General features: G+C 70.4%; 17 protein-coding genes. 9 read left to right on the forward strand and 8 right to left on the reverse strand.

The window, feature by feature from the left end; genetic code table 11:
- The first annotated feature begins 120 nt into the window (after positions 1-120).
- Both ACIA8F_RS37815 and ACIA8F_RS37820 read left to right on the forward strand, forming a co-directional pair.
- Complete coding sequence (locus ACIA8F_RS37815; RefSeq protein WP_399385578.1) at positions 121-2,307, forward strand: MMPL family transporter; 2,187 nt, start codon at positions 121-123, stop codon at positions 2,305-2,307.
- Positions 2,308-2,739: 432 nt separating this feature from the next.
- Positions 2,740-5,409: an FAD/NAD(P)-binding protein gene (locus tag ACIA8F_RS37820; RefSeq protein WP_399385579.1), complete on the forward strand. Its 2,670-nt coding sequence runs from the start codon at positions 2,740-2,742 to the stop codon at positions 5,407-5,409.
- A 68-nt stretch (positions 5,410-5,477) separates the two neighbouring features.
- Here ACIA8F_RS37820 and ACIA8F_RS37825 read toward each other — a convergent pair whose 3' ends face one another.
- Entirely contained in the window at positions 5,478-6,056 is a 579-nt protein-coding gene (locus ACIA8F_RS37825; RefSeq protein WP_399385580.1) for a TetR/AcrR family transcriptional regulator, read from the reverse strand.
- A gap of 93 nt (positions 6,057-6,149) precedes the next feature.
- Between ACIA8F_RS37825 and ACIA8F_RS37830 the strand changes: the two genes are divergently transcribed.
- Positions 6,150-6,596, forward strand: coding sequence for an anthrone oxygenase family protein (locus ACIA8F_RS37830; RefSeq protein WP_399385581.1), 447 nt, complete (start codon positions 6,150-6,152; stop codon positions 6,594-6,596).
- 73 nt (positions 6,597-6,669) lie between these two features.
- Here the strand turns inward: ACIA8F_RS37830 and ACIA8F_RS37835 are convergent, their stop codons facing one another.
- The 3 genes from ACIA8F_RS37835 to ACIA8F_RS37845 form a co-directional block, all read right to left on the reverse strand.
- A complete protein-coding gene (locus tag ACIA8F_RS37835) occupies positions 6,670-7,413 on the reverse strand; it encodes a class I SAM-dependent methyltransferase (protein WP_399385582.1) in 744 nt (247 codons plus the stop codon).
- A gap of 201 nt (positions 7,414-7,614) precedes the next feature.
- Positions 7,615-9,135, reverse strand: coding sequence for a phage/plasmid primase, P4 family (locus ACIA8F_RS37840; protein ID WP_399385583.1), 1,521 nt, complete (start codon positions 9,133-9,135; stop codon positions 7,615-7,617).
- Complete coding sequence (locus ACIA8F_RS37845; RefSeq protein WP_399385584.1) at positions 9,132-10,241, reverse strand: bifunctional DNA primase/polymerase; 1,110 nt, start codon at positions 10,239-10,241, stop codon at positions 9,132-9,134. Before ACIA8F_RS37845 ends, ACIA8F_RS37840 begins: the two co-directional genes overlap by 4 nt.
- A 228-nt stretch (positions 10,242-10,469) precedes the next feature.
- On the opposite strand from ACIA8F_RS37845, the gene ACIA8F_RS37850 reads away from it, so the two are divergent.
- The 3 genes from ACIA8F_RS37850 to ACIA8F_RS37860 all read left to right on the forward strand — a co-directional run bounded on the left by ACIA8F_RS37850 (position 10,470) and on the right by ACIA8F_RS37860 (position 12,255).
- A complete protein-coding gene (locus ACIA8F_RS37850; RefSeq protein ID WP_399385585.1) occupies positions 10,470-11,645 on the forward strand; it encodes an NAD(P)/FAD-dependent oxidoreductase in 1,176 nt (391 codons plus the stop codon).
- Between the two features lie 107 nt (positions 11,646-11,752).
- The gene (locus ACIA8F_RS37855; protein ID WP_399385586.1) at positions 11,753-12,061 is read left to right on the forward strand and encodes a hypothetical protein; all 309 of its coding nucleotides are present in this window, start codon (positions 11,753-11,755) and stop codon (positions 12,059-12,061) included.
- Positions 12,058-12,255, forward strand: a complete 198-nt coding sequence (locus ACIA8F_RS37860; RefSeq protein WP_399385587.1) for a serine protease inhibitor — start codon at positions 12,058-12,060, stop codon at positions 12,253-12,255. Before ACIA8F_RS37855 ends, ACIA8F_RS37860 begins: the two co-directional genes overlap by 4 nt.
- 1,248 nt (positions 12,256-13,503) lie before the next feature.
- Here ACIA8F_RS37860 and ACIA8F_RS37865 read toward each other — a convergent pair.
- On the reverse strand, positions 13,504-14,079 hold the full coding sequence (locus ACIA8F_RS37865) for a DUF4360 domain-containing protein (protein WP_399385588.1): 576 nt from the start codon (positions 14,077-14,079) through the stop codon (positions 13,504-13,506).
- 333 nt (positions 14,080-14,412) lie between these two features.
- Here ACIA8F_RS37865 and ACIA8F_RS37870 point away from each other — a divergent pair, with 333 nt between their 5' ends.
- From ACIA8F_RS37870 to ACIA8F_RS37880, 3 genes are all read left to right on the forward strand, one after another.
- Complete coding sequence (locus tag ACIA8F_RS37870) at positions 14,413-14,676, forward strand: hypothetical protein (RefSeq protein WP_399385589.1); 264 nt, start codon at positions 14,413-14,415, stop codon at positions 14,674-14,676.
- Positions 14,677-14,797: 121 nt separating this feature from the next.
- The gene (locus ACIA8F_RS37875; protein ID WP_399385590.1) at positions 14,798-14,977 is read left to right on the forward strand and encodes a hypothetical protein; all 180 of its coding nucleotides are present in this window, start codon (positions 14,798-14,800) and stop codon (positions 14,975-14,977) included.
- Positions 14,978-15,760: 783 nt separating this feature from the next.
- Positions 15,761-16,495, forward strand: a complete 735-nt coding sequence (locus ACIA8F_RS37880; RefSeq protein ID WP_399385591.1) for a hypothetical protein — start codon at positions 15,761-15,763, stop codon at positions 16,493-16,495.
- Positions 16,496-16,527: 32 nt separating this feature from the next.
- Here the strand turns inward: ACIA8F_RS37880 and ACIA8F_RS37885 are convergent, their stop codons facing one another.
- From ACIA8F_RS37885 to ACIA8F_RS37895, 3 genes are all read right to left on the reverse strand, one after another.
- Positions 16,528-17,385 carry an IS5 family transposase gene (locus ACIA8F_RS37885; RefSeq protein ID WP_399385592.1) on the reverse strand — a complete coding sequence of 286 codons (858 nt, stop codon included), beginning with the start codon at positions 17,383-17,385 and terminating at the stop codon, positions 16,528-16,530.
- 149 nt (positions 17,386-17,534) lie between these two features.
- Positions 17,535-17,954, reverse strand: a complete 420-nt coding sequence (locus ACIA8F_RS37890; protein WP_399385593.1) for a RacP protein — start codon at positions 17,952-17,954, stop codon at positions 17,535-17,537.
- Between the two features lie 2 nt (positions 17,955-17,956).
- Positions 17,957-19,066, reverse strand: a complete 1,110-nt coding sequence (locus ACIA8F_RS37895; RefSeq protein ID WP_399385594.1) for a DUF6192 family protein — start codon at positions 19,064-19,066, stop codon at positions 17,957-17,959.
- Positions 19,067-19,933 lie beyond the last annotated feature (867 nt).

Consider the following 19,933-nt stretch of genomic DNA (forward strand, 5'->3'; position numbering starts at 1 on the left):
TTCAAGCCAGCTCAAGGCGCACTCCAGCGGAACTCCAGCCCACTGGTGAAGAACTTTTGTATAAATCCAGTCCCGTACGAGCCCCCGCTCCACGGCTCCTGACCCTCAGGTGAGAGTCACATGACGACCCAGATCCCGGCACCATCCCCCACAGAAACGGTCCCACCGCCCGCTCCTTCCCCCACCGTCGCGAGCCGATACTCCGCCTTCGTCGCAGGCCGGCGCTCCAAGTGGGTCGTGCTCGTGCTGTGGTTCCTGCTCATGGGCATCGGTGGCTCGCTCGCCGCCGGCCTGGCAGACGTACAGGACAACGACCCGGAGACCTGGCTGCCGTCGAGTGCGCAGTCGACCAAGGCGGTCCAGCTCGCCGAGCAGTACTTCGCCGACAAGGACTCCAGCACCGCCGTCATCGTCTACGCACGCGAGGGCGGCCTCACCCAGGCCGACCTGTCCCGGATCGACGGCGACCGTGCCCGGCTGGCCGACAAGGTGTCCATCGGCGAGGTTTCCCCCGCCACGGTCTCCGAGGACAAGGTCGCGGCGTTCGTGAGCGTTCCGCTGCGCACCTCGCCCAGCGACGTCACGGTGCTCACCGACAAGGTCAAGGAAGCCGGCGAGATCACCTCCGCCGACGTTCCCGCCGGACTCGACGTCAAGATCACCGGTGAGGCCGGCAGCGTCGCCGACTTCGCCGACGTCTACTCCGGCATGGACGGCGCACTGCTGGGCGCCGCGCTCGGCGTGGTGGCGCTGCTGCTGCTCATCACCTACCGCAGCCCGGTGCTGTGGCTCATCCCGCTGATCGCCGTCGGGCTGGCCAGCCAGGTGGCCAGCGGCGTGGTCTACCTCCTCGCCAAGCACGCGGGCCTGGTGGTCAACGGTCAGAGCGCCTACGTCCTGATGGTGCTCGCGGTGGGCGTGGGCACCGACTACGCCCTGCTGCTCATCGCCCGCTACCGCGAAGAGCTGCACCGGCACGAGGACCGCCACACGGCAATGGCACTGGCCGTGCAGGGCTCCCTGCCGGCGATGGCCGCATCCGCCGCGACGGTCACGATCGCCTCGCTGTGCCTGGTCTTCGGGAGCATGAACAGCACCAAGGGTCTCGGACCGGTCGTCGCCATCGGCGTCGTCCTGGTCTTCTTCGCCATGACCTCGCTGCTGCCCGCGCTGCTGGTGATCCTGGGCCGCTGGGTGTTCTGGCCCGTCAAGCCGCGCGTCACCGCGGGATACGACCCGAACTCGGCGCAGGGCCACACCCGGTGGGCCAAGGTCGCCTCGGCCGTCGGCCGGCGCCCGCGCGCGGTGTGGATCGGCACGGCGGTCGTGCTCGGCGCCATGATGCTGGGCATCTTCGGTGTGCAGACCGGCCAGACGCAGGCGGAGCAGTTCACCAGCAAGGTCGACTCGGTCACCGGCCAGCAGGTCCTGGCCGCCCACTTCCCCGCGGGCTCGTCGGCTCCGGCGGACGTGTACGTCCGCGACGCCGGGGCCGAAGCCGCTTCGGCCACCGTCACCAAGGTGCCCGGAGTCTCCTCCGTCAGCACCCAGGCGGCCAAGGGCGGCTGGACGCACCTGACCGCGGTGCTCCGCGACGCCCCGGACTCCGCGGCGGCCAAGGACACCGTCAAGAACATCCGGACGGCGCTGGACCGGTCGAACGGGCCGGCGGCCGACGCGATCGTCGGCGGCCAGACCGCGGTGGCGCTCGACGTGGCCCAGGGACAGGGCGACGAGGAGAAGCTGCTCATCCCGCTGATCCTCGCGGTCGTCCTGGTGATGCTCCTCGTCCTGCTGCGGGCGACCATCGGTTCGCTGGTGCTGCTCGCCTCCGTGGTCCTGTCCTTCGGAGCGGCAGTCGGCGCGGCCTCGCTGCTGTTCCGCGCACTGGACCACGCGAAGATCGACCGCGGCCTGGTGCTGTTCGGCTTCATCTTCCTCGTCGCGCTCGGCGTCGACTACACCATCTTCCTGATGACGCGTGCCAAGGAAGAAGTGCGGCTGCGCGGCCACCGCGAGGGCATCCTCACGGCGGTCAGGGTCACCGGCGGTGTCATCACCTCTGCCGGTGTGGTGCTGGCAGCCACGTTCTGCGTCCTCGCCGCCATCCCGACGGTGAGCGCGCTGCAGCAGGGCCTGCTGGTGGCGGTCGGCATCCTCCTCGACACGTTCCTGGTGCGCAGCCTGCTGGTTCCCGCCCTGGCCCTGGACCTGGGGCCGCGCTTCTGGCGACCGGGCCTGACGGACCGGGAGACGGCGCCGCGCGAGCCGGGCAAGAACCGGACCGACGTCCCGTCCACCGTCTGATCCCCGCACTCTGACGCGCAGCCGGCCGTTCCTCCCGCTTCGATCCACAACGAAGCGCCGGGGAGCGGCCGCTGCGTTTTCGCACGCCCGTCCCGGGCCGCTCGGGCCCGCTCGGGTACGGCCCGCGCCCGGTCCGTCCCGCACCCCGCCGCACCGGGGCGGGCCCCGTCACCGCCCGGCAGGCCTGCCCGGCGGCGGAGGCCCGGAGCCCGCCGTGCGGCGGGCCCGCGGATCAGGGCGTGATCCTGTACGGATCAGGACGTGATCAGGCCCCGATCCGCCTGACACCGACCGTTCTTCGAGCGGTCCTTGAGCGCCGCGTGGGTTCCTCTAAGAACACCTCTTCCCGGCTCACCCGGCCGGAAGAGCGCGCGACCCAGAGGCGGCGCCCCGTACCACCGGGCCCGCCACCGATGACTGACGGAGGCCTACGTGAGTCCATTCCCCGAGCGGTACACGGTGGCCGTCGTCGGTGCCGGTGCGGCCGGCACGCTCACGGCCATCCACCTCTGTGAGATGGCCACGCGCCGCCGGACCCCCCTCGACCTGGTCCTGATCGACCCGGCCCCCGAAGCGGGCCGCGGCACCCCGTACACCACCCAGGACCCCGGGCACCGCCTCAACGTGCCCGCCGGGGGCATGAGCTGCTACCCCGACGACCCCGGTCACTTCACCCGGTGGCTGTGCAGCCACGGCGAACCCAACGCCACGGCGACCGACTTCGCGACCCGCTACCGCTTCGGCGCCTATCTCGCCGACACCCTGGCGCAGGCCGTCGTCCGCGCCCACGGCACCGTCGCCGTACGCCACCTGAACACCCGCGCCGAGCACGTCGCCGGCGCCCCGGACGGCCGGGTGACCGTCCGCCTCGCCGACGGCACGCGGCTCGACGCGGACACCGCCGTCCTGGCCACCGGCCCCGCAGCCCCGACCGCGTCCTGGGCCCCCGCGGAGCTGCGCGCCGCCGCCCGCTTCATCGGCGAGCCCTGGAACACCGGAGCCCTGGACGGACCCCGCGCCGACGACAGCGACGTTCTCCTGGTCGGCACCGGTCTGACCTCCGTCGACCTGACGCTCACCCTCGAACGCCCCGGCCGCACGGTGCATGCCGTGTCCCGCAACGGCCTGCTGCCCCAGTCGCACGCCCTGACCCCGGCCGCCCCCATGCCGGCCCCCGAAGGCCTCTACGGCACGTCCTTCGCGCAACTGCGCCGCACCGTCTACCACCACCTCGCCCGCGCCGTGCGCCTGCGGGGCGACTGGCGCCCCGCGCTCGACAGCCTGCGCCCGCACACCGCCCACCTCTGGCGCCGGCTGAGCCTCGAGGAGCGTGCCGAACTCCTCGCCCGTGACGGCGCGTTGTGGAACACCCACCGTCACCGCATGGCCCCGGCCACCGGCGAATCGGTCCTGCGCGCCCGCACCATGCGCCGACTGGCCGTCCACGCCGGCTCGGTCACCCACGCCGACGTGCGGGACGACGGGTCGCTGGACGTCAAGCTCTCCGGCGGGCGGGACCTGCACGTGGGCTGGGTCATCGACTGCACGGGGCCGGGCCCCACCCTGGACGACCCCGTGTGGCGCTCCCTGCTCGAAGCCGGCGCCGCGGTGCCCGGCCCGCTCGGCATGGGCGTCGCCACCGTCGACGGACACCTGCTCGACGCGCGGGGCAACACCGGCCTCCCGCTGTACACCCTCGGTGCCCCGCGCCGGGGCGAGCTGTGGGAGACCACCGCCATCCCCGAGATCCGGGTCCAGGCGGCGGCCCTCTCCCAGCAGCTGCTCGCCCCCCTCATCCCCCGGCGCCGCACCGCGCGCCGCCCGCTCGACGGACACGGGCTCGCCCTGTCCACCCACGCCGAGGCGGCCGCCGCCTACCGCACCGGACTCGACCGGATCCTCAAGGTCCGTGCGGGCGCCGAGGACTCGCTGCGCCGCGCGGTCGCCCTCGACCCCGGCTTCGCCCTCGGGCACGCGGCCCTCGCCCTGCTGGGACACGAGTGCGGAGCAGCCGTAGACGTCCCGCGGGCGCTGGCGGAGGCACAGCGCTGCGCCCAGGAGAGGGCGTGCGAACGCGAGCGCTCCTTCGTGGAGGTCGTCACCCGCCGCGTCCACGGGGACGGAGGGGACGCGGCCCTCGCGCACCACCTGGACGACCACCCGGCCGACGCGCTCGCGCTCGCCGTCGCCGTGCCCACCATCGCCTTCTCGGGCGTTGACGACCTCGACGACGACTACGCGCTGCGCCTGGTCGAGCGCACCTCCTCCGCGTACGACGGCCACTGGTTCCACACCTCCCTGCTGGCGTTCCTGCGCCAGGAGCAGGGCCGTCTGGACGAGGCCGGCGAACTGGCCCTGCGCGCCCTGGCCGCCGAGCCCGCCTCGGGGCACGCCGTGCACGCGCTCGCCCACGTCCACTACGAGACCGGTGCGCACGGCGAAGGCCGCGACTGGCTGGAGCGCTGGGTCGCCGGGCGGGGCCGCGGCGCCGTGCACCGGGCCCACTTCTCCTGGCACATCGCCCTGCACGAGCTGGCCCTCGACGACCCCGCCGCCGTGCGCAAGCGCTGGCTGACCCAGCTCGCCCCGGGCCGGGTGACGGGCGTACGGGCCCTCGTGGACTCGGGGTCGCTGCTGTGGCGCGCCCGGCTCAGCGACAGCTGGCGCGGCGACCTGCCCGCCCGGGACATCCTGGACACGGTGGAGGCGGAGATCCTGGAGCGGCCCGCGACGGCCTTCACGGCCCTGCACTGCGCCATCACCCTCACGGCCGTCGGCGACCTCGCCGCCCTGCGCCGGCTGCGCGACCACGCGGCCGCCGCGGACGAGGTCCAGCGCGAGGTCATCGCCCCCCTCTGCGACGCGCTCGCCGCGCTCGTCGAGGAGCGGTTCCGGGACGCCGCCCGCGGCCTCGACGCGCTCCTGCCCGTCCTGCGTCGGGTCGGTGGAAGCGCCGCCCAGCGCGAGGTGGTCGAGGAGACCCTCCTCTACGTGCTGACGGCGGACGGCCGCTGCGATGCGGCGGCCCGCCTCCTGGACGCCCGCCTGGAACGCACGCAGGCCCCCCGCGACCGACGCATGCGGGCGGGCCTGGTGACCTAGGGAGGTCCTCCGCCTCCCTTTCGGATCGTGTGGCCCGGCACGATCCGAAAGGGACGGCCCGGGCCGGGTCAGAGCCCGGCGAGCCGTTCCACCAGCAGTTCCACCCGCTGTCCGCCGCCCTCAGGCGGCAGCCGTCCCGCACGGGCCAGGGTCGCCAGCCCGTGCAGGGACGCCCAGAACACCTCGGTGAACAGCCCCGGGTGCACGCGGTCCCCGGCGACCTCGCCGAGGGTCTCCAGCAGGGCGGCGAAGGCGTCCTTCAGCGGCTCCGGGGTGTCCTCGCGCGCGAAGGCCAGGCCGCCGTCGAGGTGGAAGACGGCGTCGTAGAGCGCCGGGTTGCGCGCGGCGAAGTCGAGGTAGGCGCAGGCCAGGGCGGTGACCCGGCCGCGCGTGCCGTGTGCGGCCGAGGACGCGGCCCGCATCGCGGCGGCCAGTTCGGTGGCGCCTTCCAGGGCGACGGCGCCGATGATCTCCCGTTTGCCGCGGAAGTGGCTGTAGAGGACCGGCTGGCTGTATTCGATGCGCTCGGCGAGCCGGCGCGTGGTGACCGCGTCCCAGCCCTGCTGTTCGGCGAGTTCACGGGCCGTCGCCACGATGAGACGTTCGCGGTCCGCCCGTTCGCGTGCCTTGCGTTCCTGTACCGACATGATTCGATCCTAGCACTGCTAGACAATCGAGCGACAGAAGGTTAGCGTTGCCCCATCATCTAGCGCCGCTAGAAAGTGTCCTGGAGGGCCGTCATGCTCAACGCACTCGAGATCGTCACCACTGTGATCGTCGGAGTGATGGTGGGGGTGGAATTCTGCGTCGCCTTCGTCGTCAACCGGATCCTCAACGCCCTGCCCGAGGACAGCGGCCAGCTGGGCCGGGCCCACGGCGGCCGGATGCTCGGTGCCCTGATGCCGTTCTGGTACATCGGCTCGCTCGCGCTCGCCTCGGTCTGGGCCGTCGCCGGCCGGGACCGGCCCGGCGCCGGCCTGGTCGTCACCGCCGGTGCGCTGCTGATCCTGAGCGTGGTCATGTCGGTCCTGCTGCTCGTCCCGATCAACAACCGGAGCAAGACGTGGACCCCCGAGAACCGCCCCGAGGACTGGAAGGAGCAGATGGCCGCCTGGGACCGCTGGCACTACGTCCGCGTCGCCGTGATCGTCGCCGCCTTCGCCCTGCTGGTCACCGCCCTGGCCTGACCCGGTGCAACACCGACGGCCCGGCCCCGGGACACCGGGGCCGGGCCGTCGCGTCACCGCGCCCTACGCGCCGTCAGGCGCGGCAGCGCAGCATCTCCAGCGGAGGGTTGTCGGCCAGGTCGGCCCAGTGCTCCGCGCCGAACCGCTGCACGCCGCTCTGCGACACCTTCACCGGGAACCACGTGAGCTCGCCGAATCCGGCGGCCTTCAGGCAGATCTCGTAGACCTCGCGGCGCGGGAGGTTGGCGACGAAGGAGACCGGAGGGTCGAGCAGCGCCATGGTCCGCACCTGCCGCCCGGTCTCGACCTGCGCGCCGGTGAGCTCGGTGCGGAAGCCGTACTTCTCCGGGGTCGGGCCGTCGAACCGGTAGTCGGGCGACTGGTTGAGCAAGAAGAAGTCGGCGCCGGGCTTCAGGCTTCGGTGCACGTTGCGGCACATCCGCTCCGTGGTGGCGAAGTCGGAGGCGTAGTTGAGCAGTTGCACGGCCAGCCCGATGTCGAAGGGCTCCTCGAAGTCCCGCAGCTCGGCCGCGTCACCCACCTCGTACCGCACGCCCAGCGGATCGCGCTCCTCGATGGCCCGCGCCACGGCCACCATCTCGCCGGACACGTCGATCCCCAGGACGTCGCCGGCGCCCCGCCGCTTGAGTTCCCGGCTGTAGAAGCCGGTGCCGGAAGCGAGGTCGAGCACCGACTTGCCCGTCACGTCCCCGACCAGTGCCAGGAACCCGGGCACCACCGCGTACTGCTCCAGGGGCAGGGCCTTGAACCCCTCGTACGCCTCGCCGATCTCGTCGTACTGCTGCTGCGCACTCACGTGTCGTCCTCCCCCGTACGTTCACCACGTCAGGGGCCGGCCCCCGCCCGACGGCCGAGCCGGACCGAGCCCCCCTGCCCGGCAGTCTCTCCCGACTCCCCGACCCGCCGGCCCTGTCGGAACCCACGAAAACCGCCCCCGCCTCCCGGCCGCCCGCACAGCCGCGGGTCGGGCCGCTCCGCACGCCCCGGTCCCGGGAGCTCAGGCCCTCTCCTCGGCGGCGAGCAGACCGACGCCGGCGTAGAACTTCCTCGAGTTCGACAGGAGCATCTCCTTCGGTGACGACAGGCCCACGAGTTCCCGTGTCCGCTGGGCGAACGCCCGGTTGGTGGCCGGAGCGGAGCCCTCTCGGGAGCACCACGACCGGTAGGCCTCGTAGAGCGCCTTCTGCTCGGTGCGCTCCCCGGGGCCCAGGACGCAGGCCTCGGTGTAGAAGCGTCCGGTGTGGTCCTCGGTCTCGGCGTACGCCGTGGTCGCGATGCGCACCTTGTCAGGACCGGTGAGGTCCCTGTCCCCGGCGAGATAGCGCCGGGCCCCTTCGACCAGCCAGTGCAGGATGCCGGGACCCTCCTCCGCCACCAGGACGTCGACGAGGTTGTCGATCTTCCGGTCGTCGGAGACCGTGCGCTCGAACGGGACGAGCCGCATGCGGCGCCAGAAGGCGAAACCGCCCGTGCCGACTTCGGGTCGGTGATTGCCCAGGAGCCAGAGCTTGTGGGTGGGTTCGAAGCTGAAGAAGTCCTGGCGCATCCGGCGGGCCTTGATCCGGTCACCACCGGTCAGGTGTTTCACGCGGGCCTCGTCGAAACGGTCGCCGGGCTTGACCTCGGAGCAGATGATGACGCGCCGGCCGTGCAACTCGGTCAGATCGGTCGGATGGCCCTCATGGGACCGGGCCATCAGGAAACCGGGCGGGGCGGTGTCCGCGTAGTCGCCCATGAGCTTCATGAAGAGATCGAGGAGGACGGACTTGCCGTTCTTGCCGGGGCCGAAGAGGAAGGGCATCACCTGAGCTCCGACGTCTCCGGTGATCGAGTACCCGAGCAGCAACTGCACGTACCCGATCATCGCGGTGCCTTCGCAGTCGTCGCCGAAGGTGTCCCTGAGGAACCGGACGAACCTCGGAATGGGCATCGGTGCGGGGCCCGTCGACGTCGCACGCGAGTTGAAGTCCTTGTGGGGGTCGGCGCCGCGCACCGCTCCCGTCCGCAGGTCCACCACCCCCGCGGGAGTGCACAGGACGTACGGGTCGACGTCCAGGAGGGCGGCGCTGAGAACCATGCCCGGTGCCGTCTTCGCCTGGGCGAGGGTGGCGTTGATGCCGGAGGTGCTCAGAGAATGCCTCTTGTGCCTCCTGAGCGCCTCCGCGCTGTGGACACCGCGCGGATCGGTGGTCGCGATCTCCTCCCCGATCTCTCCCGCCGCCCAGACGACGGCGTCCTCCTCGTCCATCTGCCAGTGCCCGCCGTCCCAGCGGTACCAGCCCAGGCCCGGGACGTGCCGGAAGTCGGAGGCGTGCACCCGCGCGAAGAGCTTGGCGTTGCCCCGGTCGCTGAGGCTGTCCGGTAGGAGACCGTGCACGGCGGCGGGGCCCCCGGCCGAAGCCGGCCCCCTTCCGCCCGGAGCCGGCCCGGGAACCGCGTTCGACGCGATGATCTGCTGCGCGATCGCCTGCGCGTCGAAGCCGAGGAGGAGGTCCTCCCCGCCGAGGGGGCTGGTCACCGGCGGCTCCCGGGATGCAAGGGGTGACGGTATCCGGCGGCGAGACCACCGCGGATGATCTGGGCGCACCGGTGCTCCTGACCGGGCCTGCCGAGGCCGGCCGCTGCGCGCAGGAGCCGCTCGGCTTCGTCGAAGGACAGGTGGCCGGCCGCCGCCAGACCTCCGGCCGTGTAGGCGGCCCGGTTGAGCTTCTCCGAGAAGCCCGCCCCTTCCGGGACCGCCGCGCAACCGGTCACCTCGGCGATGACCCCGGCCAGCGCCCTGGCCGCCGGGGTGCCACCACCGCCCGCGGCGGCAACCGCCTGCCGGGCGCGGGCGGGAAGCGCCCGGGCGGGCGGGACGCGCCCGCCCGGAAGATGGTGCGTGCGCTCCAGCTCCTGGGCGAGCCAGGGAGGAAGCCGTGCGGGGACGCGCGCGGGGCCGACCGGGCTGTACGTGCCGGCCGACGTGGTCGTACCCGGTGCGACGATGTACCCCCCGTCGGCCCGCACGTCGACCTGCCAGGCGAGTGCCCGCCCGCCGCTGGTGCCCACGGAACTCTGCCAGCGGCGTGAACCGGCCGCCCGGTACCAGACGTGAAGCCCCCCGGAGGGCGTGCGCACGCGCAGCGTACCGGTGTCCTCGGCGGGGTTCGGCTGGTTGCGCAGGGCTGCCAGAACGGCGAGCGTGTGGAAACCGGTCGTCATCTCCGAGACGTCCACGGAGTCCGCGATCGCGATGCCCGGAAGGAGCCCGTTCCTGGGCGGGGGAGGAGCACGGTGCGCATCCACGTCGAGAACCACGAGACCGGCCGGCCCGCAGGCGACCGCCACACCCATGCCGGGGCGCTTTGACCACCACTGACGTATCCGGCTCCTGTCGAGGGTCGCCGCATGGAAGCCGTGACACCAGCGCCCCTCCGTCCGGCACGAACAGACCCGGCGGTCGTGGCCGGGACGCCGGCACTCCCGGCAGTTGGCGGCCGGCGTCTTCCTGCCCGGGGAGAGGGGGAGGACCGGCCAACCCCGGCCGGCACACCACTCGGCGACGAGAAGCGACCCCGAGGGCGCGTTCTGCGCGGTTCCACTTGAGCGGCCACTGGGACGAATCCACAGGTCAGCAGGCATTTTCCTACCTCCTCAGTGACTCGAGCGACTCTAAGGGGAAAGGTAGCCTAGCGAAAACGCATGGCCGGCGGTCGACTTTGAGGATCCGACGAAGGGAACCTTCCCCGCCGCGACCGAACGGGCCCCGCGCCCGCTCCCGTGACCCGGGTCACACTGCGGAACCTGTCACAGGGGCCGCCTCACCGGTGTCTGGTGCCCAGAACCCCGTCGAGGCGCTGGAGACACACGATGAACGAGTCAGAGAACACCGAAGTGGTCGTCATCGGCGGCGGATACGCCGGCGTCATGGCGGCGAACCGCCTGACCGGGCGCGGCGGCGTCTCGGTGACCCTGGTCAACCCCCGTCCGGACTTCGTCCACCGGATCCGTCTGCACCAGCTCGTCGGCGGTTCCGACGCCGCCGTCATCGCCTACGGTGACGTCCTGTCCGAAGACGTCCGCCTCGTGGTCGACACGGTGACGCACATCGGCAAGGACGCCCACACCCTCACCCTGGCCTCGGGCGGCACCCTCGCCTACGACTACCTGATCTACGCGGTGGGCAGCTCCGGCGCCGCCCCCGCCGTACCCGGCGCGGACCGGCACGCCCACCCTGTCGCGACCCTGGAAGACGCACTGCGCCTGCGCCCGGTCCTGGACGCCGCGCCCGCCACGGCCACGATCACGGTGGTCGGCGCCGGCCCGACGGGCATCGAGACCGCTGCCGAACTGGCCGAGCAGGGACGGGCGGTCACCATCGTCTGCGGCGGGGTCCTGGGCCCCTACCTCCACGCCCGCGGCCGCCGCACGGTGGCGGCCCGGCTGGCCCGCCTCGGCGTCACCGTCGTCGACGGCCCCGGCACCGAGGTGACGGAGGTGACCGAGGACACCGTCCACCTCGCCGACGGCCGCGCACTGCCCGCCGCGGTCACCATCTGGACCGCCGGCTTCGCCGTACCGGACCTCGCCGCCCGCAGCGGCCTGACCACCGACGCGCTGGGCCGCCTCCTCACGGACGAAACCCTGACCAGCGTCGACGACGTACACATCGTCGCCGCCGGCGACGCGGCGACCCCGTCGGGCCTGCCCCTGCGGATGAGCTGCCAGGCGGCCGTGCCGATGGGCGCACGCGCCGCCGACACCGTCCTGTCCCGGATCGCCGAGGAGCAGCCGGCGACGCTCAACCAGCCGTTCGCGGCCCAGTGCATCAGCCTGGGCCGGCACGCGGGGATCTTCCAGTTCGCCAACCGCCTCGACGCCGCCGTGTGGTTCCACATCGACGGAGTCCTGGGCGCGAAGCTCAAGGAGACCGTCTGCAAGGTCGTCCCGAAGCACCTCGCGGACGAGGCCGCCGAGCCCGGCGCGTACACCCTGCACCTCACGTCGGGAAGCTCTGCCCGACGCCACCGCCTGCGGACCGGCTGATGCCGCGGCCCGCGCCCGCGCGTCCCGGATGACACGGTACGCGTTCATTATGAAGAATCGGGGGCAGCCGCACGGCACTGGATTTTCGCCCTATGTGAGGAGTCGCCGTGACCAGCTTCGTCATCACGGTCCCCGGAACGTTCGTGTCGGACGTCGCCGAATCCACCCACTCCGTCATCGAACGGAAGCTGGCATCGCGGCACACGGAGGTCATCGAGAGCGAGGGGCTGCGCCTCCTCACCCTCGACGAGGACGGCAGGTTCTCCGTCCGGCTCGAGGTGGAGGCCCCCGACAAGTACGAGGCGGAGCTCGACGCCCTGAGGATCGTCACCGCGGCCCTGAAGGAAGCGGGCCTCTCGGCCTCAGAAGCCCCCCTCGGATCTCCGGCCGTCACCGGCATCGACAGCAGCTCGTGAGCGCGAAGAGCGAGTGGCCGGACCTCAAGGGCAGCCCGGCACAGGAGGCCCGTCGGCAGATCCTGGCGGAGTCCCCGCAGACCGAGGTCCAGGTGGTCCCCGAAGGCAGCATGGTGACGATGGACTTCAGGGAACAGCGGGTGAGGCTCTTCGTAAAGGACGGCCGAGTGGTCAGAACCCCCAGACGCGGATAGCCCCCGCCCGTCACACGGCGATGCCCGAAGAAACGGGCCACGCCGCGGCCTGGCCTCCCCGCCTGTTCCGCACACGCGGAAGACCATCGCCAGGCGGAAGAAGGCATGGCTGCCGCCGCACAACGGCCTGCGCGAGCTTCAGCCTCCGCGCTGAGGCCCTGCAGCCGTTCGCCTGGGGCGTCCGCCTGGTGTGGCACTTTGCCCGGATTCCTAAGTCTATCCGGACAACAGAATGAAGCACCCACAGCAGGGGGGAGTCTTCCTCCTGCTGTGCGAGTAGAGGACCGTGTCCTGCGCTCCTCCTTGGGGAGGAGTGTGGTCTTTGGTTGCGCCTGTTTGGATTGCAGCTGGAGGGTGGAGGCCGACGGGGGTGACGGGGGTGACGGGTGCTGGGTTTCTTGCTGGAGCTCGTTTCCGGCGGTCTGCTGACTTGGGGTCATGAGAGCCGCAGGGCCAGGAGAAAGGCTCGGAGTTTCGCGGAGGGGGCGGAGGTGGGTTTCGTTGCCTGCGTCCTTGGTGACCGTCCGTACTGCCGGGATGAGGCGTTGGTCTTCCTCTGGGCTACGCGTTCCAGGCTCCATGCCTCGCCGACGGAATTCAGGGACCTTCACCGAGGTCCACTTCCCGCAGCGCAGTGGGAGCTGGTTCGGATCCGGTCGAGAAGCAGTACGGATTCCCGGTTGGTGCAGCACGGCTGGCAGGTGGCCGAGTGCCGAGATGCTGATGCTGTGGTGCTGATCGGGTGCGCCCCGGCTTCGATGCGGTATCTGACAGCCGCTTTGAACACCCAGGGCGCCAGCTAGAAAGACCGCGGCACGGGGAGTGAAGAGGCAGCACCCACCCGGACGGGCATGCCCCGCCCCTGTTGCTGCTAGCCGGCCCGCGTCGCGGGCCTTGGCCCTGGAGACGGAGCCGGAAGGACGCGGGTGGGGGAGCGGAGCGGACCCGCCCAATGGGCCGGAGCCCCGGACCCCGTGAAACGGGATCACCTCCCGCGCTCCGCGCGGGAGCACCTGAGGCCGGCGAAGCCGGCCTCCTCTGGTGGAGCGCAGCGGAACAGACCCAGTCCGAAGCGAAGCGCAGGACTCCGGCCCGAAGAGCCGGGCCCGAAGGGCCTCGGCCGAGCGCGGCGAGGCCGTTCAGTCCTGAGCGCGCAGCGCTCAGGTACCCGCTTGGGGGCATGGGTGTGCCCCCACCGCTTGGGGTTGGTGGGGGCATGCAGTGTGAGGGCGGGGGGCTCTCCGGGGGTTAGTTGATCTTGAAGTCGATGGTGTCGACGCTGAGGATGCCGTCGTTGGTGGTCGGGCCGGTGAGGTTGGCGATGGTGTTGATGGTGGCGGGCTGGGTGGAGCCGGCGCCGGGGAGGAGGGAGGGGGTGGTGAAGGTTTTGGTGTACTCGCCGGTGGTGCCGGCGGGGAATGCCCGGTTGACGTTGCTGGGGGTGAGGTTGGCGGAGGTGGTGTTGTCGATGTGTCCGGTGGCTCCGGCGGGGATCTGTGCGAAGCCGTTGATGGTGGTGTTGACGGTGTAGCTGGTGAGGAGGGGGGTGTTCATGTTGAGGGTGACGGCGCAGTTCTTGCGTCGTTCGGTGATGGGGGTGGTCGGGCCGACCGCGGCGTCGAAGCCGTCGAAGGCCACGGTGAGGGTTCGGCGGTCATCGCTGAGGATGCTGGAGTGTCCGGGGCAGTTGGGGCCGAAGCTGACCGTTTTGATGAAGGTGCCGGGGACGGCTGCCTGGGCGGGGGCCGCGAGGGCCGGGGCGGCTGCGGTAAGGGTGGCGCAGGCGGTAAGGGTGGCGGCGAGGATGCGGTGGGTACGGGTCACTTCGACAGCTCCTTGAAGATGCAGAGGGTCAGCTCTCCCGAGGTTGATCAGACCGGCCCGCCTGCGCATGCTGGGACCGGCGGATGGGTGATCACGCTCGACCAGACAGCCCCCTGGCTGCTGCCAGCTGGTCCTGGAGGCGAAGCCGGAAGGACGCGAGTGGGGGAGCGGAGCGGACCCGCCCAACGGCCGCTGTTGCGTAGGACGGCAGAGTGGTCCGGGAGACCAGGGGTCGGTGGTCCTTTGCTTGGGATGAGTGGAGGGGAGTGATGCTCCTCGGGCAGGGCGGGTTGGTGCTCGTTTCGTCTCTTCAGGTGGGGGCATCCGGCCGTCATGGACATAACAACGAATGCTGGTGAAGAAGTGATCGAGACCCAGGGTCACGAGCACCATGTCGTCCTGAGTGCTGACGCGAACGGTGACGGTAAGCCGGATGTGTGGATGATCGACACCACTGGTGATGGAAAGGCCGACCTCTACCAGTTCGACACCACCGGTGACGGCCGGGTCGACGTCACCATCGCTGAACGCGATGGAGGGTCCGAGAGCGACCGCCTTGTGGTCGAAGGCGACGGCGGCCACCCGCAAGAAGCCTGAGCTTCCCGCAAGCCCCTCTTTGATGCTGCGGCAGGCCGTCAGGCTGCACATCCTGCCTGACACAGCACAGAGGGGAGGCCCATGGAAAGAGGACCCTTCGGTGCCTGTTGTCGTGAGTGTGGTGCTCATAGCGTTCGGGTTGTTCTTCGCCATGGCGGGGTCCCGCTACAAGGACTCCTATCAAGGCGAGTCCTGGGGCATGGCTGCAGGGGGTGTTCCGTTGAGGGATATGAGCCGGCGGACCGTCATCGGGATCGGCTGCCTCATCGCACTGGTGGGAGTGGTCGGCCTCTTCCTCTGACGTTTCCCCTGCAGCCCTCCTTCTATGGTCAGCTGCCTGCGAAGCGGGCTGTGGTCCTGGAGGCGGAGCCGAATAGGACTGAGGGTGGGAGCGAAGCGGACACCCGACAGGCTGTAGGCCCGGACCCCGTGAAACGGGGTCCCCTCCCGCGCGGAGCGCGGGACCTCCTGAGGCCGGCGAGGCTGGCCCCGCTCTGGTGGAGCGCAGCGGAACCAGAACCATGTCCGAAGCGAAGCGAAGGACTCCGGCTGAAGGCCGGCTATAGCTCGGAGCGAAGCGGAGAGCTCGGCCCGAAGGGCCCCGGCCGAGCGCAGCGAGGCCGTTCGTTCCTGAGTACCTGTTTCCGATCCTCAAGGTGCAGGCGGATCCCGAGCAGGGCGTGTCAAGACCCAGTTACAGCAATTGAGTTCGCGTGATTGGTCACTGCCCTGGCCTGGCTGGTCTGGCTGAGCCGCGACACGATGCGGCCATGTGGTTCTTCCTGGTGCCTCTCATCGTCATTCTCGCGCTCGCCTGCTGGGTCGACTGGAGAGCGCGACGGAGCAGGAGTCGCGTTCGCGACGGAACAGCTATGTGGCGGGATGTGCGTGATGCCCGCCGTGATGCGCGTGCTTGGGAAGCGGGATCTCTGGGACACAGCGGGGAGGACACATCATGGATGAGGAAGCGGAGACCATGAGTAGGCGCCGTTTTGGTACCTGTTTATGACCCGTCCACGACAGCCGGACAGGGAGTCCTTCATCCGGACTGTGCAACGCGGACAGGGGTTCATAGCATCTGGGCATGCCAGAGATATGGATCAGCCTGGATGCTTCAAACCGACGCAGCACCTGGGTGTGGACGGGGTTTCTGACCTCGGTCTGGGCAGGGGTAGCGGCCGCGATCATGCTGTCGGCAGGACCGGAATCCTCGGGGGCCGGGCGTTGGTCGTGGGCTGGCATCATCACCGCGTTCTGGCTGGCTGGGGTTCTTCATCTGGCCAACCGTGCATACGGCAGGACGCTGCTGACGTCTGAGCGGATGGAGTTCCGTACGTTCGTCAGCCAGCGCTCGATCCCGTGGAGTGAGATCACCGAGATCGAGAAGAAGAGCCACCACACACGTGGGGGCCTTTGGTGGGAGCTGCGCGCCCGTCGTGCCCGTCGTCGGTCGGTCGCGATACCCGGCACCTTCTCCAGCCGTGAAGGTGACGTCGACTTCGAGCGGAAACTGGCTGTTCTGCGTAAATACTGGATCGACTCTCTGGAGGCGAATGCGCTCGCGAGCAGTCGGATTGCGGTGGACGTCGTGGGCATGGCTGGGGGTGCTGGTGCCGTGGGCGAGACGGTAGGCGAGGTGGGGGGCCGTCTGCGTCGCAAGCCGCGTCTGATGGTCGCGGTGCTGGCTGTTGCCGTCGTCACCGCGGTCATTGGGGTGGTGGCGTTGCCCCCACCGTTTCAGATTCTTCCGTCCTCGCTGGTTGGGGTGCCTGTCATGGTGTGGTTGATCCACAGAGACAGGAGAAGTACTCCTGGTTGAGGGTGGAAGTGATCCGGGCTGGTGACGCCGGCTCAGGCTGCAGAGGCCGGGGACTGAGCCGCGAGGGGCCGACCCGTGAGGGGTTTCCCCTTTTGGGTGATGCGGCGGGTCATGAGGGTGATGGCGGCCCAGGTGATGAGGGCTTCGGAGTGCTGGACAAGCCGTTCGTAGTCGCGTGCGTGGCGGCGGGCGTGCATCAGCCAGGCCAGCGTTCGCTCGACGACCCAGCGGCGCGGGAGAACGACGAAGCCGGTGGCGTCCTTGGGGCGGCTGACCGTTTTGATGGTGAGGCGGAGGTACCTTTTTGCCCAGGTGACGAGCTGGCCGGCGTAGGCGGAGTCGGCCCAGACGATGGTGATCTCGGGGTGCATGAGCCGGAGCCGGAAGAGGACCTCCTTGGCGGCATCGCGGTCGGTCATGTCGGCGGGTGTGACGATGACCAGCAGCGGGAGGCCGCGTGTGTCGACGACGATGTGCCTTTTGCGGCCGTTGATCTTTTTGGCGGCGTCATAGCCGCGGGAGGCTTTGCCGACGGTCTCGGCGGCCTTGACGCTCTGGGAATCGATCACGGTCGCAACCGCTCTGGGCCCTTTGCCCATGTCACGACGGATGCGTCCGCGCAGGTCGTCACGGATCTGCCCGACGACGCCGGTCGCGGTCCATCTCGCCATGAAGCCCCAGACCGTGCGCCATGGCGGGTAGTCGGCTGGGAGGGCTCTCCATTTGCAGCCGGTGTCGACGACGTAGCGGATCGCGTCGACGATCTCCCGTCGGGGGTGTTTCTCCGGGGCCCCACCGGTCTCGGTCTGCCAGGCCGGGGCGGGCAGGAGGGGTTCGATCAGAGCCCACTCGGCGTCGGTGGTGTCCGAGGGATAGCGGCGGTGGCGCATCAGGGTCTCCCGGGTGTCCTCGGAAACGGGGGCGGGGGGGGGGGGGGGGGGGGGGGGGGGGGGGGGGCGGCCCCCCCCCCCCCCCGGCCCCGCGCCCGCCCCCCCCCCCCCCCCCCCCCCCCCCCCCCCCCCCCCCCCCCGAGGGTTGATCAGGCGGTTGCGATGATGTCGAGGGTGGATTCGATGGAGTTGAGCTGGGCAACGATGTGCCGTACCCACTTGTCGCCCGGGTGGGCGGCGGCATGGGGGGCGACGGTTCCGGTGATGAACCGTCGGAACGCGGTGAGCTTCTCGTTGATCACCGTCCGTTCATAGGCTTCCAGGGCTGCTCGTTCGGCTCCGAGCTGGTAGCCGTCGGCCCTGGTCCAGATCAGTGGCGGCCAGTTGTTGGCGGCGATGATGTCGCGGAGCGTGGCGAGTCCTGCCCGTACCTGGCTGGGTGAAAGTTCGCTGGCCGTGACGATCTGATGGAAGAGCAGGCCCGCCGGGCGGGCCTCGAAGAGGATGAAGCGGAGTGTGTCAGCGTGCCGCTGGGCGGCCTGGCCCCGGCGCCGGGAGGCGCGGGGCATGGCTACTGGCCGCTCAGGAGACGGGCGAGTTCGCCGTCGACGTCGACCTTGCCTGTGTCGACCGCTGTTTCGATCCAGTCGAGGGTCGCGCGGACGCGGGCTACGTTCTCGTGGACGATCGTCTTCTCGTCCTCGCCGAGGTGGCGGTCCCGCAGCCCCGGAACCGCCCTCCCGGCCGCGGCGACGAAGGAGTGGCAGGCCGTGACCAGGTCCATGAACTCCATGGTCCGCTCGATATGGCGGACCGCCGGCGCGACCGGGCTGGTGCGTTCGAAGTGCTCGCGGGCCTGGCGGCCCCGCTCGACCTGGGCATGATTGACCTCGTGGCGGGCCCGGTCATCGGACATCGCCTTGAACGCGACGTCCGGCCGGCGCAGGAGCCCGGTGGTGACCTCGGTGGCCACCGACTCGTCGCGGGTCAGCTCTTCCACGACCCGGACCCTGTCCTCCCGGCTGACCTGGGCAGTCACTGCCGGGCGCTTCAGAAGACCGGTGGTCACCGCCGCGGCGACGCCTTCGTCGCGGGTCAATTCCTCCACGGCCCGGATCTTGTCCTCGGCGCTGACCTGCGCTGCCACCGCCGGCCGGCGCAGGAGCTCGGTGGTTACCGCCGCGGCCACCTGCTCGTCGCGGGCCAGGTCGTAAATCGCGCTGGCCTTCTCCTCCGGCGAGATGGGGTACTCCACCCGGTTGCCGACCCGGCGGCTGGCCTCATCGGCCGTCCAACGGGTCTTGCCCACGGGCGGGTTGCAGATCGCGGTAAACCGCTCGTCCTCGTCCTCGATCTGGGCCAGCAGTCGGTGGACCTTGAACGAAACGTCCGGCCTGCGATGTTCCCTGGGCCACCGCGAGGCGGTGGACCGGGCGTTCTTGACCGCGCTGAAGGACAACCCGATGTCCTCCGCCAGCCTGGTCAGCGAGTCACGGACGACCGGAGTCCTCTCGCCCGCGGTCCCTCCGCCGACCTCACGCATCGGCTCGATCTCCAGGGCGCGGTCTCCGATGACGAACGACCCCCGGGACTGCTGCTCGACCACTTCACGCAGCTCAGCGACGATCTGTTCGTATCGCTGTTGGCTGACGCTTCCGACCTCGATGTGATTTTCGGGCATTGGCTTTCACCACCCCGAGCAGACCGGGCACGGGTCTCAAGACCGTGACGGAACGCGGTCCGCTGCCCTCACAGCGTCAGACCGGAAAACCGCTGATCGCAACAAACTTCGTGGAATTGAACGGAGTTGGACGTGGACATAGCGTGACCGTATGGGCGTTCGCACTGCGGTTACTGTGACCGTTCGCCGAACGATTCGTTCCGGGCCCTCCAGGCCCTCACCTTGCACCGCCCCGAGCAGTACATAGCGTTCGACCGCCGATCCAACCCGGCGATCCACCGGGCTCCGCAGACGGTGCACTCCGTCACGCCGGCGCCGTCCCGCACGGCTGCCAGACGCTTTCGCAACCTCTGGTGGCGACGCCATGACCTGGAGCGACAGGCTGACGAGCAGAACACCGTACCCGGACCGGACTCCGGCGCCAGAGCCTCATCACACCCCCGGCACCGACGCTCACCAACCCGGCCAGTGGCAGCAGACACCCCACCAGACTAGGCCGTCAGACCAGCCAAATCACGGGATCGCAAACAAGTACTGAGCGCGCAGCGCTCAGGAACCTGCCTCCCAGCGAAGGGGTTCAGTCCTAGGCGCGCAGTGCTTGGGTACCCGCTTGGGGGCCTTTGGCCTCCAAGGCCTGAAGCGAAGCGGAAGGCAGCCGCCGAAGGCCGACCTCCGAGCCGCGAAGCAGTTCAGTGCGAAGCGCGCAGCGCTTCGGTATCCCTTAGGCGCCAAAGGCGGCCAGTTCTGAAGCGAAGCGGAAGAACCCCTCGCCGAAGGCGGGGCTTTGGGGCGCGAAGTGCCCCCCCCTGAGCGCAGCGAAGGGGCTCAGTCCGAAGCGCGCAGCGCTTCGGTACCCGCCTCCGCGGG

The organism is Streptomyces sp. NPDC051563, assembly GCF_044454225.1.
Classification (GTDB): Bacteria; Actinomycetota; Actinomycetes; order Streptomycetales; family Streptomycetaceae; genus Streptomyces.